Consider the following 14,575-nt stretch of genomic DNA (forward strand, 5'->3'; position numbering starts at 1 on the left):
ACGGATAAAAGGTACTCCGGGGATAACAGGCTGATACCGCCCAAGAGTTCATATCGACGGCGGTGTTTGGCACCTCGATGTCGGCTCATCACATCCTGGGGCTGAAGCCGGTCCCAAGGGTATGGCTGTTCGCCATTTAAAGTGGTACGCGAGCTGGGTTTAGAACGTCGTGAGACAGTTCGGTCCCTATCTGCCGTGGACGTTTGAGATTTGAGAGGGGCTGCTCCTAGTACGAGAGGACCGGAGTGGACGAACCTCTGGTGTTCCGGTTGTCACGCCAGTGGCATTGCCGGGTAGCTATGTTCGGAATAGATAACCGCTGAAAGCATCTAAGCGGGAAACTAGCCTCAAGATGAGATCTCACTGGGACCTTGAGTCCCCTGAAGGGCCGTCGAAGACTACGACGTTGATAGGTTGGGTGTGTAAGCGCTGTGAGGCGTTGAGCTAACCAATACTAATTGCCCGTGAGGCTTGACCATATAACACCCAAGCAATTTGACTACTCGAAAGAGCATCAGATTGCGGTGTGTGAAGACGAAACGAACCGAAAGTTCGACTCTCACAAAACACCGAAAGCTATCACATACCCAATTTGCTGAAGCGAGGCCAGCTGGCCACGACTCAGTACCCGAATTTCTTGACGACCATAGAGCATTGGAACCACCTGATCCCATCCCGAACTCAGTAGTGAAACGATGCATCGCCGATGGTAGTGTGGGGTTTCCCCATGTGAGAGTAGGTCATCGTCAAGATTAAATTCCAGAACCCCTGTTTGCTTACGCAGACAGGGGTTTTGTTTTAGTAGAAGTCCACGAATTTCACTGGGACGTTGCCAACGCAACGGTCTGGTACACAGAATTTCTTGACGACCATAGAGCATTGGAACCACCTGATCCCATCCCGAACTCAGCAGTGAAACGATGCATCGCCGATGGTAGTGTGGGGTTTCCCCATGTGAGAGTAGGTCATCGTCAAGATTGAATTCCGAAACCCCTGTCTGCTAGCGCAGACAGGGGTTTTGTCGTTTAAGGCGTTTGCTTTGGCCACACATCCGCTCAGATAACCCGCGGCCTATGATCAATGGCCACCCTTCTTGAAAGACCGCAAGACTTTGCAGTTTCGGGCGCCTTACTGGGACCACTGGTCGGTTTCCCACTCAAAAAGAGGATCTTTCTCACAAAACCTTAAGATTCCACTTCATTTGGCCGAAAGCCTGATGAGCCATGCGTGCACCGATTTAGGGCGACCCAAGCGTCCACCTATGCGTTACATGGAATGTTCCACCCAGCACGCTCCCCCCCTTTGGCAAAAGAAGTCGATGAAATGAATCTAAAGTTCAGTCATAAAATTCTGTTGGCCGCGTCAGGCGTCGTCGTCCTGGCTTTCGCGTTATTCACGCTGTACAACGATTATCTGCAACGCACCACCATCAAGCAAAACCTGGAGTCGTCCATCCAGCAATCCGGTGAGCTCACCGCAAGCAGTGTGCAGAACTGGCTCAGTGGCCGTGTGTTGGTACTCGAAAACCTCGCGCAAAACGTGGCTCATCAGGGGAGCGCTGCAGACCTTCCTGGCTTGGTGGATCAACCCGCGCTCACCTCGAACTTCCAGTTCACTTACGTTGGCCAAACCAGCGGCGTGTTCACCCAACGCCCCGACGCAAAAATGCCCGACGGTTATGATCCGCGCCAGCGCCCGTGGTACAAGCAAGCCGTGGCTGCTGACAAAACCATGCTGACCCCGCCTTACATGGCTGCTGTTGGCGGGCAGATCGTGACCATCGCCATGCCGGTGAAAAAGAATGGCGAGTTGCTGGGCGTGGTCGGCGGTGACCTGAGCCTGCAAACGCTGGTGAAGATCATCAACTCGGTAGACTTCGGCGGCATCGGCCATGCGTTCCTGGTCAGCGGCGACGGCCAAGTCATCGTCAGTCCTGATCAGGACCAGGTGATGAAGAACCTCAAGGACATCTACCCAGGCACCCGCGTAAGCATCGAGAAGCTAAACCAGGATGTTGTCCTCAACGGCCAGGATCGCATTCTGTCCTTCACCCCTATCAGCGGTTTGCCGGGCGCAGACTGGTACATCGGCTTGTCGATCGATAAAGATAAAGCCTACGCCCCCCTGGGTAAATTCCGCACGTCCGCGCTGATTGCCATGCTGATTGCCGTGGTGGCGATTGCAGTGCTCTTGAGCTTGCTGATCCAAGTGCTGCTACGGCCGCTGACAACCATGGGCGTTGCCATGCAGGACATCGCCCAGGGCGAGGGTGACCTGACCCGCCGCCTGAATGTGACCAGCAAAGATGAGTTTGGCGAGGTAGGCAGCGCGTTCAACCAGTTCGTCGAGCGTATCCACGCCTCCATTTCCGAGGTGTCCTCGGCAACGCGCCAGGTGCATGACCTGTCCCAGCGCGTAATGGCGTCGTCCAACGCCTCGATCATCGGTTCTGACGAGCAGAGTGCGCGCACCAACAGCGTCGCGGCGGCAATCAACGAACTGGGCGCCGCTACCCAGGAAATCGCGCGTAACGCAGCCGATGCCTCCCAGCACGCCAGCGGTGCCAGCGAGCAGGCTGACGATGGGCGCAAAGTGGTGGAGCAAACCATCCTGGCGATGTCGGAACTGTCGCAAAAGATCAGCCTGTCCTGTACCCAAATCGAGACTCTGAATGCCAGCACCGATAACATCGGCCACATTCTTGATGTAATCAAAGGCATCTCCCAGCAGACCAACCTGCTCGCGCTCAACGCCGCGATCGAGGCCGCCCGTGCTGGGGAGGCTGGCCGTGGGTTTGCCGTGGTCGCCGATGAAGTACGCAACCTGGCTCACCGTACCCAGGAATCGGCCGAAGAAATCCACAAAATGATTACTTCGCTGCAAGTGGGTTCGCGGGAGGCGGTGACCACCATGAACGCCAGCCAGACCTCCAGCGAAGAGAGCGTCGTCGTCGCCAACCAGGCCGGCGAGCGCCTGATCAGCGTGACGCAACGGATTGTTGAAATCGACGGCATGAACCAATCGGTCGCCGCAGCCACCGAGGAGCAGACCGCCGTAGTGGAAACCCTCAACGTCGATATCAACCAGATCAACCTGTTGAACCAGCAAGGCGTGGTCAACCTCAACGAAACGTTGAAAGACTGCGACGCACTGTCCCAACAGGCCAACCGTTTGAAACAACTGGTCGACAGTTTCAAGATCTGACCCCGATGGCAGAGGAGTGAGGCCTCTCGCTCCTACTGCTTAGCCAAGCATCTGTCGGACATTATCCAATGCGCCGTCGGCGAAGCTCTGCATAAAGTGTTCGAACCCTTCCTGCGCGGTATCGACCGGTTCGCCGATGAGCGTCCAGGTCGCCCTGGAACAGCCTGAATCCAGTGCTTCCACACGCATTGCCGCCCACAAGCGGGCCACGCCCAAGGTGTTGTAGACGGTGGTCCAGGTCATGTACATGGCCTCTTCGTCACGACTATTGAGTTGCTCCACCGCACAATGGCCATCGTGGAAATACTTCGTGCGCAAAGCGCCTACACCGGCGCCGATTATTTCAATGTGCGACAAGGCGGGAATGAACGCATCAAAGCCTGCAAATTCCCCCACCAAGCCCCACAGCCGGGCGGCCTCGCAGTCGACTACGACGGAGGCCACCACTGGCGTGCCCTGGGGGTTGCGGATCAATGTATCGGGTTGCAACGGTTTCATGAGGTTGTCCTGAAGCGGTTCAAAGAAAGCCGATGGCCTTGAGGTAGTCGCAGCCTTTGCCTAACAGCGCGGGGCATTTCTCGGGGTACGTTGTGCCCATTTCTTCCACGCCCCGGCGTGCATTGTCGTGACGGATCATCGACGTATCGCCGATGTCTTCACCCAACCCGTCCAGGTAAAACCCCAGCACGCCAAACAGTGCGTTTTCGCGGCCCACTGTTCGCAGTTGCCGTTGCCATTGCGCAACACTGACCCGGTCGAATGTGTAGCCGGCGTCGCTGAATGCATCGAGGTACTGCTCCCAGCTCAAGGGTTGTGGGTTATGCAGGTTGTACACGCTGCGCCCGGCTGCGAAATGGGTGCAGTGGCGCGCGAGAAAACGCGCAAAAAAGTCCACCGGCATCAGGTCGAAGTTCACCTCTAAACGGGGAACCAGGCCCAATTGCAGCGAGCCCTTGAGCATCAGCATCAGGCGATTTTTCTGTGGTTGGCAAACACCGCTTTGGCTGTTGAAGCTGATATTGCCCGGACGATAGATATTCACCCAGGCGCCTTGCTCCAGCGCGCGGCCCGATAGCCGTTCGGCCACCCATTTGGAGAGGTTGTAACCATTCTTGATGTAGATCGGCAGCGTTGCCGCAGCCGGCGACTCCAGGACCTGTCCCGTGGCGTCGATGGCGCTGCATGCCGACAGTGTCGAGATGAAGTTGAAGACCTTTTTGCTGTGGGTTTCACACAGGCGCAGGCATTCCAGTACAGGGTCGACGTTGTCTTTCACCAGCGCCGCGTAGTCCATCACATGATTGACCCGCGCCGCGTTATGCACCAGCACGCCAAAGTCCCTGGCGAGGCGCTCGTACACCTCACCTGCCAAGCCCAGGCCAGGCTGGCTGATATCGGCGGCGTACACCCGCACCCGGCTCTGGTCCAGATGTTCCAGGCGGTATTCATGCAACGCCTGGGTGAACCGTACCGTTGCCGACTGGTTCGGCAGTTCCCGCACCAGACATGCCACTTCCGTAGCACCGCCGGCCAGCAAGGCTTCGACGATGTGTACCCCGATAAAACTGTTGGCTCCCGTCACGATCACTTTGCGGCGGTCACCGGCGCAGGCCTCGGGTAGCACCTCAAGCGCCGGTATGCGCTGTGCGTCTTGAACCGCCTGGCCGGAGGGTGCATCGGCACGCGGGCCGCCCTCCAGCAGCGTCGAGAGTGTACGAATGGTCGGCATATCAAAAAAACTGTTCAGGGGCAGACTGCGACCAAATTGTTCGCGAACCCGTAGCAGCAGGCTCGACAGCAGAATGGAGTGGCCGCCGACGTTAAAGAAGCTGTCATCGATGGACAACGTCCCTGCGGGAAGCTGCAACAACTCACTCCACAGCCGCACCAGTTCAACCTGCAGCGGCGTTTGCGCGGCCTCTGCGGTGCGATTCGACGCGGGTTGCGCCGGCAGTTGCAACAAGGCCTGGCGATCGACTTTACCGTTGCCCGCGTAAGGCATGCCGGCTAATTCGATCCACCGCTCGGGTTGCAGGTAGTCAGGCAGCCACTGGCGTGCATACTGCTTGAGGGCGTCTATCGTGGCGCCAGGTTCCGGTTGGGCGACCACACCGCTAATCCTGCGATCACCGTCGATCACCACCGCCACCTGACGAAACAGCCGGCTGGCGCGCAGGCATTGTTCGATCTCCTGGGGCTCGACTCGAAACCCCCGAATCTTCACCTGCTCGTCCCGACGCCCGCCCAACTCGATGCCGTCGCGGGTCCACTTGGCGCAATCACCGCTGCGGTAGGCACGCAAGGGCTGGCCGCCCGGCAATGCCAGTTCGACAAAAGGGTCGTCGTGCCGTTGTGTTGCGTTCAAGTACCCCAGGCTCACGCCGGGCCCGACGATGTACAACTCGCCCATCACCTGCTCGTCCACCGGCTGCAAGTGCTCATCGAGTATCAGCACCTGGCTGTTGGCGATGGGGCGGCCGACGTTGCGATTGCTGTCCCCTGGCCGCAACGTCCGATGGGTGACCAGTACCGTGGCTTCGGTGGGGCCATAGAGATTGTGCAACTGGCACTGGCCGGCCAGTCGTTCGATCACGTAGGGCTCACAGGCGTCGCCGCCGGTCAGCAGGTGCGCCAGGCCCAGCGGTTGATCCAGCGGCAGGATGCTGAGCAGCGCCGGCGGCAGGAAGGCATGGGTGATACGTTGCTGGCGGATCAGTTCCAGCAGTTGCTGCGGGTCGCGTCGTTGCGCCTCGCTCGGGACGATCAACTCGGCGCCGGCAATCAGGCTGGGGAAGATATCCATCACCGAGGCATCGAAGCTCAACGCAGCGAACTGCAACACCCGGCTCTGCTCGTTCAGCTCCATGCAACCGCCGAACCAGGCGGTGAAATGGGCCAGGTTGCCCTGGCTCAGCAGCACGCCTTTGGGGCGGCCGGTGGTGCCCGAGGTGAAGAGCGCCATGCACGGTGCATCGGGGTTGGGGCGATGCCGCAGCAGCGGCGGCAACGTATCGCGCTGATCGATTGCACTGACATCCAATGAAACGAAGCAATCGCGCAGTGGGTGGCGACCATCATCCAGCAACACCCTGGCTCCTGCGCTGTCCAGCATGGCCTGTTGGCGTTGCGGTGGATGGTCAGGGGCCAGTGGCAGGTAAACCGCGCCGCAGCCCAGCACCGCAAGAATACTGGCGTACAACGCGGTTGTTTTTTCCAGGCACACCCCGACCACCGGCGGTGCCCCGACGCCTTCCAGCAGTGGAGCGAGCCGTTGCTGGATTGCCCGTGCTTGAGTGTGCAATTGCCGATAGGTCAGCGCACGGCCGGCAATGTTCAGCGCCGGCCGTGTGGCGAAGGTGAGCAGGCTGGCCTGCAATCGTTCGATCATTGGCACCTGTGCCGCCTGCAGCAGGTGTACATCGGTCGTGTGATTGAACCGATGCACAAACGCCAACGCCTCCAGCCTTTGCAAACCGTGTTCGGGCCAGGCATTGGCGCCGGCCCCTGTGGGAAAATACTCAGGGTCGCGGGCGAAGCCGCTCACCAGTGCAGCGAGCCATTCCACCAGCGCAGTTATCGCTCGCAGGCGCAGTCGCTGGCCATTACCGCTGGGCTCTTCGGCAAGGTCCAACACGACCCCCCAGCGTTGGCCAGCGTCATACGCGCGCAACTGTAGCTGCGGCAACCCGTACTCCGTCAGCGGGCCGACGCCCAGGCGCAGGTTGATGCGTGGGGCGGTGGCCAGGTATGTCGGCAGTGACGCGCTACCGTCCTCAATCACCAGGTCGGCAGCGTCATGACCCGACAGATGACCATATTGCTCCAGCTCCAGCCTCAGCGCATCGAGGGCATGGCTGATACCGAACCATCCAATTGTCAGTCGTCTCATGCCGCTCTCCCTGCCACTGGCAGATAGTCGGCCAGTGCCTGGGCTACGCTCGGTGTCTGCAGCAAGCCGCTGTGCTGCAGAAAGCCCATGATGTTGCCGATCAGCGGGTGGTGGCGGGTGATGGGGAAATCCAGTGCCGCCATGTCGGCCCTCAGTGCATGGCGAACGTCAGTGCTCACGTCCAACTGATCGATCAGTTGCAGGTCGAAGGATTTTTGCAGCTCGTTGGTCAGGTAGTGCTGCAGGAAGATGGGCAAGACAGGGGCAATGCTGTCGCGCTCATCCGGGCTTGCCGCCTGCCAATAGAGGCGCACCAGGCGCGTCCAGAACTGCCCATGGCGCCCTTCGTCGAACAGGTGATCGGCCATCAAGCCACGGATGGAGGCCTTGACGCTGTGGTCCTTGGAAAACGCCGCCACGTCATGGGTCACGGTGTTCTCGGCGATGGCCACGCCAATCAATTCCACCGCATCGCGCAGGTGCGCCGGGACCTGTGCCTGCGCCACCGGCAGGGCGTGGCTGAGTTCGATTTGCAGGGGCAGGTCCAGTGGCGGTATGCCGGTCATCTCCACGGTCTGTTGCAGGAAGTCCAGCGCGACCAGGGCGTGATAATCCTCGTCCACCACGACGGTCATCGCGTCGTAGCGACACACAAGGGGGAAGGGCAGGGCGAAACGGTTTTTGGCAATGTTGCGCGCGGTTTTGTCGACGATCTCGGTTTCGAAAATCACCACGTCATTGATGAACTTGTAGAAGCTTTGCAGCAGCACGAAGTCGCGCCACTGCCGGCAATGCTCAAGAAAGGTCGTGCTGAGGACCAGGGGCTGGCGGCACAGCGGATAGATCAGCTTGTCGTCGTTTTCCAGCAGGCGGCGAGGGCGCGTGCGGATGGTGGCGCGGCGTTCCCAGTCTTCGGCGATGGAGCGGTAGTCGGCGACGTTCATGGGCGCACCTGTTGCAGCGAGGTACGCACGTCGTCCCAGAGCTTGATGCGGTTTTCCACGGCGTTGATCGCGGTTTCAACGGCTTGTTGCTGGTACTCGGGAGCGCTGAGGGTCAGGCCTTGGAGCATTCTCTGTGCCGCTGGCTCATGGCCTTGGGTGTCCAGTTCGATATGGCGGTTGAGGTAGTAGCCCAATGTAGGCGCCTGGCGATCGATGATTTCACTGCCCTGCAACAGCCGTTCGAACATGCTCGGGATAATACTTTCGCGGCCGTGCAGGAAGGCGGCGGCCACACAGTGGGTGGGCGCATTCAACGCAATGTGCAACGTGCTCGCGACGAAGCGGGCCACGCTGGGCAGGATATCGACCTGACCCAAGGCGGCATTGGCCTCGACGCCCCGCCGTTGCAGCGTGATGAAGGTATCGATGGCGTGGGTACTGGCGCCCACTTCGAGCATGGCCTCCCGGTACAGCTCGAAGTGACTGCAATGACCACGCCTGGGATGTTGGTCCGACTCCTCGCCCAGCACGATTTCGTTGATCAGGCGGGCGGCTTGCGGGTCGCTCGGTGGGAGCCAGGGCAACTGCGTACACGTCAGGTCCCGTTGCAGGCGTTTGGTGAGGGTCATGAAGTCCCAAACGGCAAATACATGGTTTTCCATAAAAAGTTGTAACTTGCCAAGTGAAGTTATTTCTTCAAATAACGGGTGACTGCATAACTGCAGCTTTTTTTGTTTAAGTAGAACTTGATACATGGTTGATGCCTATAAGTTGTTGCGACTGCTCTGAAAACAGTGATGGGCTTTTGCAGCCAAAAAGCAGACAGGTAACGGTTTAGCCAAGACACGCGCGCAGCACTGCCCAAATAGGGGGTCGTGCAGGCGGTTGAGGTGTTTGGTTTGTTGAATAATGATAATAAGCCGATTAAACGTTTGGGCGAGCTTATAAATGTATTAGATGTTTTTTCGAAAAGATTCCGGTTGTGAGTAAGTTGTATTATTAAATGTGGGAAGTTTCCCGGGCATTAGCAGGCATTACGCAGTCGAATAGTTTTAACCGGGGCATCTTGACGCGGGGCTTTCCCAGGAGGGAAGGCAGCCCCGCAATACTTAAAGGGTGAATCCAGTGGAAAACCTTACTTGCCGGCCGCCTCAAGGCCCTTTAGGTAAGTGCTGATGACCTCCATGCCTCGCATCAGGTGATTGCGCAGCGTCAGGATGCTTTCGGCGACCTTCTTCTGCGCCACCAGGCTCAGCAGTTCGCGGTGATCTTCCTGGGACGTCTCGCCCAATCCCATCGCCTCAAGGTTGAAGCGCAGGAAGCGCTCCTCTTCATTCAAACCGTGTTCGACCAACGTGAGTAGTCGCCGGTTGGGCGCCTTGCCATACAGCGCCATGTGGAACAGGCGGTTGAGCCGGCCAATCTCGGTATAGTCTTTCTCCTGCTCCAGCGCCGTGATGAAGGCATCCGCCTGGGCAATGTCGTCTGCGGTGAGCAACGGAATCGACAACCGCAGCGCTTCGGATTCCAGCAGCATGCGCAAGGCGTAGGTTTCGGCTGAATTGTCTTCGATCAGCGGTGCAACCACCGCACCCTTGTGCGTCACGACATGCAGCAACGACTGGGCTTCCAACTGCCGAAGGGCTTCACGCACGGGCATGCGGCTGACGCCGAACAGGCTGGCCAGCTCTTGCTGGCGCATGGCGGTACCACAAGGCAACCGGCCATCGAGGATGGCATTGCGCAAGGTTTCTTCGATTACGGAACGAGCAAGATGGGCGGGAATAGGCCCGCTGACCTTGATACTACTCAAAGGGCTCGGCTTTTGCGTCACGGCTACGCTAGCCTCCTTATAGAATGGGTATGGCTTATTGGATCCAATGCACACTAGAGATTGCCTACAGGCTTGTCAAACACGCAAGGTTTTCGGCTTGTAAGCGGCTAAACACGCGACTCTGAGCGCCCACAACATGCTTTGCGGTGTCTTACACACCGGTGTCAGATTGCGCTGAATTGAACACTTCACCGCCCTCGTTTACTCCATTGCCAGCGCCCGGCGCAGGTGATCGGCGCTACATTCCCATCTATGCATATTCACTAACGGTATTTAAAATGCCGTTCTTATGCCTATAAAGTCACTCTCCTGTCCGACCGGGAGTGAATTCATGTCCGCCACCTCTACTGTTCCAACCGCGACCTCTAACGCCCAAACCTTCGAGATTCGTCCGCTCCCCGGCAGCGTGGGGGCCGAGATCATCGGCCTGGATGTGTCCCGCCCGGTCAATGATGAGGATTTCGCCCGCATTCACCGCGCGCACCTGGCTCAGCATGTGGTGATCTTTCGCGACCAACGCATCACCCCCCAACAGCAAATCGCCTTCAGCCGCCGCTTTGGCGTGCTGCAGATCCATGTGCTCAAGCAGTTCCTGCTGGCCAACCACCCGGAAATCCTGATCGTCTCCAACATCATCGAAAACGGCCAATCCATCGGCCTGGGCGATGCGGGCAAATTCTGGCATTCGGATCTGTCCTATAAAGAACTGCCCAGCCTGGGCTCGATGCTGCACGCCCAGGAACTGCCAGCCGAAGGCGGCGACACCTTGTTTGCCGACATGCACAAGGCCTGGGACCAACTGCCCGCGCACCTACGCAAAGCCGTACACGGCCGCAGCGCCGCGCACTCCTACACCGCGCGTTACAGCGAAAGCAAATTCGAAGGCAACTGGCGCCCGACGCTGACCCCCGAGCAGCTCGCCCAAGTTGCCGAAGTGGTCCACCCGATTGTGCGCACCCATCCGGAAAACGGCCGCAAGGCGCTGTTCGTCAGTGAAGGCTTTACCACCCGCATCATCGGCCTGCCGGAAGACGAAAGCCGCGACCTGCTGGCCCAGCTCTACGCCCACAGCGTGCTGCCGGAAAATATCTACCGCCATCAATGGCAGCCCCACGACCTGGTGTTCTGGGACAACCGCTCGCTGATCCACCTGGCGGCCGGTTGCCCGAGCCATCTGCGCCGCAAGCTGTACCGCACCACCATCCAGGGCGACGCGCCTTTCTGATTCGGAGCATGACCATGTCCAGGAACATTCCATTTGCACGGCTGGCCGCAACGCTCGGCCTGGGTATCAGCCTGTTGGCCGGCAGCCTCGTCGCCCCAGCGGTTGCGCAGGCTGAAGGTGAGATTCGCATCGCCGAACAGTTCGGCATCGTCTACCTGTTGCTCAACGTGGTGCGCGACCAGCACCTCATCGAAAAATACGGTAAACAAGAAGGCCTCGATATCAAGGTCGACTGGACCCAACTCTCCGGCGGCGCGGCCGTCAATGATGCGCTGCTCTCCGGCTCCATCGACATCGCCGGTGCCGGCGTCGGCCCGCTGCTGACCATCTGGGACCGCACCCACGGCAAGCAGAACGTCAAGGCCGTCGCCTCCCTCGGTAACTTTCCCTACTACCTGGTGAGCAACAACCCCAAGGTCAAGACCATCGCCGATTTCACCGATAAAGACCGCATCGCGGTGCCGGCGGTGGGTGTGTCGGTGCAGTCGCGCTTCCTGCAATACGCGGCCGCCAAGCAGTGGGGCGACAAGGAATTCAATCGCCTCGATCAGTACACCGTCGCCGTCCCGCACCCTGACGCCACGGCAGCGCTGATCGCCGGCGGCACCGAGCTGACCGGGCACTTTTCCAACCCGCCGTTCCAGGACCAGGCCCTGGTGAACCCCAATGTGCATGTGGTGCTCAACACCTACGACCTGCTGGGCCCGAACTCGCCGACGGTGTTGTTCGCCACTGAAAAATTCCGTAACGACAACCCGAAAACCTACAAGGCATTCGTCGACGCGCTGACCGAAGCCGCGCAGTTCGCCCAGAACGACAAAGGCGCCGCCGCCGACACCTACATCCGCGTGACCAAGGCCAAGATCGACCGCGCCGAGCTGCTGAAAATCATCGACAACCCGCAATTCGAATTCAGCGTCACGCCGAAAAACACCTACCCGCTGGCGGAATTCCTCTACCGCGTCGGCGCGATCAAGAACAAGCCTGAATCGTGGAAGGACTACTTCTTCCAGGACGCCAAGCCCCTGCAAGGAAGCTGAGATGAACGCGCCCTTGCAAGGCCACGCGGCCAGCAACCTGTCCGCTGCCGCCGCGCTGCTGGCGGTGGATAACGTCAGCCTCGAATACCGCACCCCCGAGCGCGTGGTGCGGGCCACGCACCAGGTCAGTTTCGAAGTCGACCCGGCCGACCGCTACGTATTGCTCGGCCCGTCGGGTTGCGGCAAATCCACCTTGCTCAAGTCCATCGCCGGGTTTATCCAGCCTTGCGAAGGGGAGATCCGCCTGCTGGGGCAGAAGGTCGAACGCCCCGGTCCTGATCGCATTGTGGTGTTCCAGGAATTCGACCAGCTGCCGCCGTGGAAAACCGTCAAACAGAACGTGATGTTCCCGCTGCTGGCGTCAAACACCCTCAAGCGTCGTGCAGCCGAAGAACGCGCGCTGCACTACCTCGACAAAGTCGGCCTCAGCGCCTTTGCCGACGCCTATCCGCACACCCTCTCCGGCGGCATGAAAGCCCGCGTGGCCATCGCTCGCGCCCTGGCCATGCAGCCGAAAATCCTGCTGATGGACGAACCCTTCGCCGCCCTCGACGCCCTGACCCGCCGCAAGATGCAGGAAGAGTTGCTGCGGCTCTGGGAGGAAGTGCGTTTCACCTTGCTGTTCGTCACCCACTCCATCGAAGAGGCGTTGGTGGTGGGCAATCGCATCCTGTTGTTGTCGCCCCATCCGGGACGGGTGCGCGCGGAAATCCACAGCCATCAATACGACCTGCACAGCCTGGGCGGCGTGGAACTCCAGGCGTCGGCGCGAAGGATTCATCGCCTGCTGTTCGATGAAGCGCCCGAAGCCGAACGTGAGTTGGGCTTCGCCGATATCCGCATCGCTTACTGAAGGGGCCCGCTCATGCGCCAGGAATATGAAGTCACCCTTGAACCGCTGCTCAGCGTCCCCGTGGAACGCGAACTGCCCCTGCGCCAACGCCTGTGGCAACAAGGCTGGTTGCGCAAGGGTTTGATCCTGATCGTGCTCGCGATCCTCTGGGAAGCGGTCGCGCGCTACCAGAACAATGACCTTTTGTTGCCGAGTTTTCTGCAGACGTTTCACGCGCTCTACGACGGCCTGCTCAGTGGCGAGTTGTTGAGTAAAGTCGGCATCTCGCTGGTGGTGCTGATCAAGGGCTACCTGATCGGCATCCTGCTGGCATTTGCCCTGACCACACTGGCGGTGTCGACCCAACTGGGCCGCGACCTGCTCAGCACCCTGACCTCGATGTTCAACCCATTGCCGGCGATTGCGCTGTTGCCGCTGGCGCTGCTGTGGTTTGGACTGGGCCAGAACAGCCTGATTTTCGTGCTGGTGCATTCGGTGCTGTGGGCATTGGCGCTCAACACCTACTCGGGGTTTCTCGGCGTGTCCGAAACCCTGCGCATGGCCGGTCGCAACTATGGGTTGAAGGGCATGCGCTTTGTGCTGTTCATCCTGATTCCAGCGGCACTGCCGTCGATCCTCGCCGGCCTGAAAATCGGCTGGGCATTCGCCTGGCGCACGCTGATCGCCGCCGAACTGGTGTTTGGCGCCACCAGCGGCAAAGGTGGCCTGGGCTGGTACATCTTCCAGAACCGCAATGAGCTGTACACCGACAAGGTATTCGCCGGGCTGGCGGTGGTGATCCTGATCGGCTTGCTGGTGGAAAATTTGCTGTTCGACACCTTCGAGCGATTGACCGTCAAGCGGTGGGGCATGCAACGCTGAGGCTGGCTTGATCAATGAGTGATCAGACTTGCTCCCGCCGGAGTGTAGGAGCGTTCCTGATTTTTGTCCCGTTGAACGATCAACAAGCCCAGACATTAACCTTTCGACGGTTAACCTTAAGAGACTTCGTTATGTCCGTCGAAAATCCCTACGCTGCGCCACTGGCCGATCTGAGTCAGTCAGCCGCTGATCAACCGATGTTCTTTGTTGTTGCGCCGCGCAAACTGTTGCTGATGGTGTTGCTGTCCCAAGGCTTGTACATGGTTTATTGGAGTTACAAACAGTGGGCCTATTATCGCCAGGCAACCGGTGCCCGCATTTGGCCTTGGGCCCGGGGCTTGTTTGCGGTGTTTTTCTTTTACTCGTTCGCGATGAAGGTGCGACGAACGCTTGAATTGACCAATACGCCGCATCGCTGGTGGCCACGGTGCCTGGCGCTCGCAATGATCCTCAGCGCACTGCTGCCACAGGCCTATGTCTGGTTTGTAGCGCCGATGACGGCACTGAAACTCAACGTCTGCCTTTTGATCGTCTATGCAGCCCTGGCGGTGCAGCTTCAGCGTGCGGTGAATCGTGTTGAAGACGACATGGAGGGCAACGCCAACCATCGCCTGACCTGGGCCAATGGCATCTGGATACTCATCGGGACGAGTTTCTGGGCGCTGACGACATTTTTGGCGCTCAACCCACCCGGGCAGTACTGAGTTTTTTGGTGGGCTAAACAC

The 14,575-nt window shown here is 59.2% G+C and carries 11 protein-coding genes and 3 rRNA genes (1 of these 14 running past the window's edge); 9 read left to right on the plus strand and 5 right to left on the minus strand.

Annotated features, from left to right (window positions below):
• The 4 genes from J2Y83_RS00025 to J2Y83_RS00040 form a co-directional block, all read left to right on the plus strand.
• A 23S ribosomal RNA gene (locus J2Y83_RS00025) occupies positions 1 to 479 on the plus strand (it extends 2,412 nt beyond the left edge of the window).
• Between the two features lie 157 nt (positions 480 to 636).
• Positions 637 to 752, plus strand: a 5S ribosomal RNA gene (gene rrf, locus J2Y83_RS00030).
• A 109-nt stretch (positions 753 to 861) separates the two neighbouring features.
• Positions 862 to 977, plus strand: a 5S ribosomal RNA gene (gene rrf / locus J2Y83_RS00035).
• Between the two features lie 346 nt (positions 978 to 1,323).
• Entirely contained in the window at positions 1,324 to 3,204 is a 1,881-nt protein-coding gene (locus J2Y83_RS00040; protein WP_253392413.1) for a methyl-accepting chemotaxis protein, read from the plus strand.
• 39 nt (positions 3,205 to 3,243) lie between these two features.
• Here J2Y83_RS00040 and J2Y83_RS00045 read toward each other — a convergent pair whose 3' ends face one another.
• The 5 genes from J2Y83_RS00045 to J2Y83_RS00065 form a co-directional block, all read right to left on the minus strand.
• On the minus strand, positions 3,244 to 3,702 hold the full coding sequence (locus J2Y83_RS00045; protein WP_253392414.1) for an SRPBCC family protein: 459 nt from the start codon (positions 3,700 to 3,702) through the stop codon (positions 3,244 to 3,246).
• Between the two features lie 19 nt (positions 3,703 to 3,721).
• The gene (locus J2Y83_RS00050; RefSeq protein ID WP_253392415.1) at positions 3,722 to 7,093 is read right to left on the minus strand and encodes an amino acid adenylation domain-containing protein; all 3,372 of its coding nucleotides are present in this window, start codon (positions 7,091 to 7,093) and stop codon (positions 3,722 to 3,724) included.
• Positions 7,090 to 8,037 carry a diiron oxygenase gene (locus J2Y83_RS00055; protein ID WP_253392416.1) on the minus strand — a complete coding sequence of 316 codons (948 nt, stop codon included), beginning with the start codon at positions 8,035 to 8,037 and terminating at the stop codon, positions 7,090 to 7,092. Before J2Y83_RS00055 ends, J2Y83_RS00050 begins: the two co-directional genes overlap by 4 nt.
• Positions 8,034 to 8,792 (minus strand): DUF3050 domain-containing protein, encoded by a 759-nt coding sequence (locus J2Y83_RS00060; protein ID WP_253392417.1) that lies wholly within the window; start codon positions 8,790 to 8,792, stop codon positions 8,034 to 8,036. The genes J2Y83_RS00055 and J2Y83_RS00060 overlap by 4 nt, the downstream gene beginning before the upstream one ends.
• 380 nt (positions 8,793 to 9,172) lie before the next feature.
• A complete protein-coding gene (locus tag J2Y83_RS00065) occupies positions 9,173 to 9,871 on the minus strand; it encodes a GntR family transcriptional regulator (protein WP_253392418.1) in 699 nt (232 codons plus the stop codon).
• Positions 9,872 to 10,202: 331 nt separating this feature from the next.
• On the opposite strand from J2Y83_RS00065, the gene J2Y83_RS00070 reads away from it, so the two are divergent.
• The 5 genes from J2Y83_RS00070 to J2Y83_RS00090 all read left to right on the plus strand — a co-directional run bounded on the left by J2Y83_RS00070 (position 10,203) and on the right by J2Y83_RS00090 (position 14,554).
• Entirely contained in the window at positions 10,203 to 11,096 is an 894-nt protein-coding gene (locus J2Y83_RS00070) for a TauD/TfdA dioxygenase family protein (protein ID WP_253392419.1), read from the plus strand.
• A gap of 14 nt (positions 11,097 to 11,110) precedes the next feature.
• Positions 11,111 to 12,136, plus strand: coding sequence for an ABC transporter substrate-binding protein (locus tag J2Y83_RS00075; protein WP_253392420.1), 1,026 nt, complete (start codon positions 11,111 to 11,113; stop codon positions 12,134 to 12,136).
• A gap of 1 nt (position 12,137) precedes the next feature.
• Positions 12,138 to 12,989, plus strand: coding sequence for an ABC transporter ATP-binding protein (locus J2Y83_RS00080; protein WP_253392421.1), 852 nt, complete (start codon positions 12,138 to 12,140; stop codon positions 12,987 to 12,989).
• 12 nt (positions 12,990 to 13,001) lie between these two features.
• Positions 13,002 to 13,850, plus strand: a complete 849-nt coding sequence (locus tag J2Y83_RS00085) for an ABC transporter permease (protein WP_253392423.1) — start codon at positions 13,002 to 13,004, stop codon at positions 13,848 to 13,850.
• A 131-nt stretch (positions 13,851 to 13,981) separates the two neighbouring features.
• The gene (locus J2Y83_RS00090) at positions 13,982 to 14,554 is read left to right on the plus strand and encodes a hypothetical protein (protein WP_253392424.1); all 573 of its coding nucleotides are present in this window, start codon (positions 13,982 to 13,984) and stop codon (positions 14,552 to 14,554) included.
• Positions 14,555 to 14,575 lie beyond the last annotated feature (21 nt).

Source organism: Pseudomonas marginalis, from assembly GCF_024169655.1.
Taxonomy (GTDB): Bacteria; Pseudomonadota; Gammaproteobacteria; order Pseudomonadales; family Pseudomonadaceae; genus Aquipseudomonas; species Aquipseudomonas paraveronii.

What these genes read in the sequence shown, in the direction of transcription:
- J2Y83_RS00040 (WP_253392413.1), top strand. Translation starts at nt 1,324, where the DNA reads ATGAATCTAAAGTTCAGTCATAAAATTCTGTTGGCCGCGTCAGGCGTC.
- J2Y83_RS00045 (WP_253392414.1), bottom strand. Translation starts at nt 3,702, where the DNA reads ATGAAACCGTTGCAACCCGATACATTGATCCGCAACCCCCAGGGCACG.
- J2Y83_RS00050 (WP_253392415.1), bottom strand. Translation starts at nt 7,093, where the DNA reads ATGAGACGACTGACAATTGGATGGTTCGGTATCAGCCATGCCCTCGAT.
- J2Y83_RS00055 (WP_253392416.1), bottom strand. Translation starts at nt 8,037, where the DNA reads ATGAACGTCGCCGACTACCGCTCCATCGCCGAAGACTGGGAACGCCGC.
- J2Y83_RS00060 (WP_253392417.1), bottom strand. Translation starts at nt 8,792, where the DNA reads ATGTATCAAGTTCTACTTAAACAAAAAAAGCTGCAGTTATGCAGTCAC.
- J2Y83_RS00070 (WP_253392419.1), top strand. Translation starts at nt 10,203, where the DNA reads ATGTCCGCCACCTCTACTGTTCCAACCGCGACCTCTAACGCCCAAACC.
- J2Y83_RS00075 (WP_253392420.1), top strand. Translation starts at nt 11,111, where the DNA reads ATGTCCAGGAACATTCCATTTGCACGGCTGGCCGCAACGCTCGGCCTG.
- J2Y83_RS00080 (WP_253392421.1), top strand. Translation starts at nt 12,138, where the DNA reads ATGAACGCGCCCTTGCAAGGCCACGCGGCCAGCAACCTGTCCGCTGCC.
- J2Y83_RS00085 (WP_253392423.1), top strand. Translation starts at nt 13,002, where the DNA reads ATGCGCCAGGAATATGAAGTCACCCTTGAACCGCTGCTCAGCGTCCCC.
- J2Y83_RS00090 (WP_253392424.1), top strand. Translation starts at nt 13,982, where the DNA reads ATGTCCGTCGAAAATCCCTACGCTGCGCCACTGGCCGATCTGAGTCAG.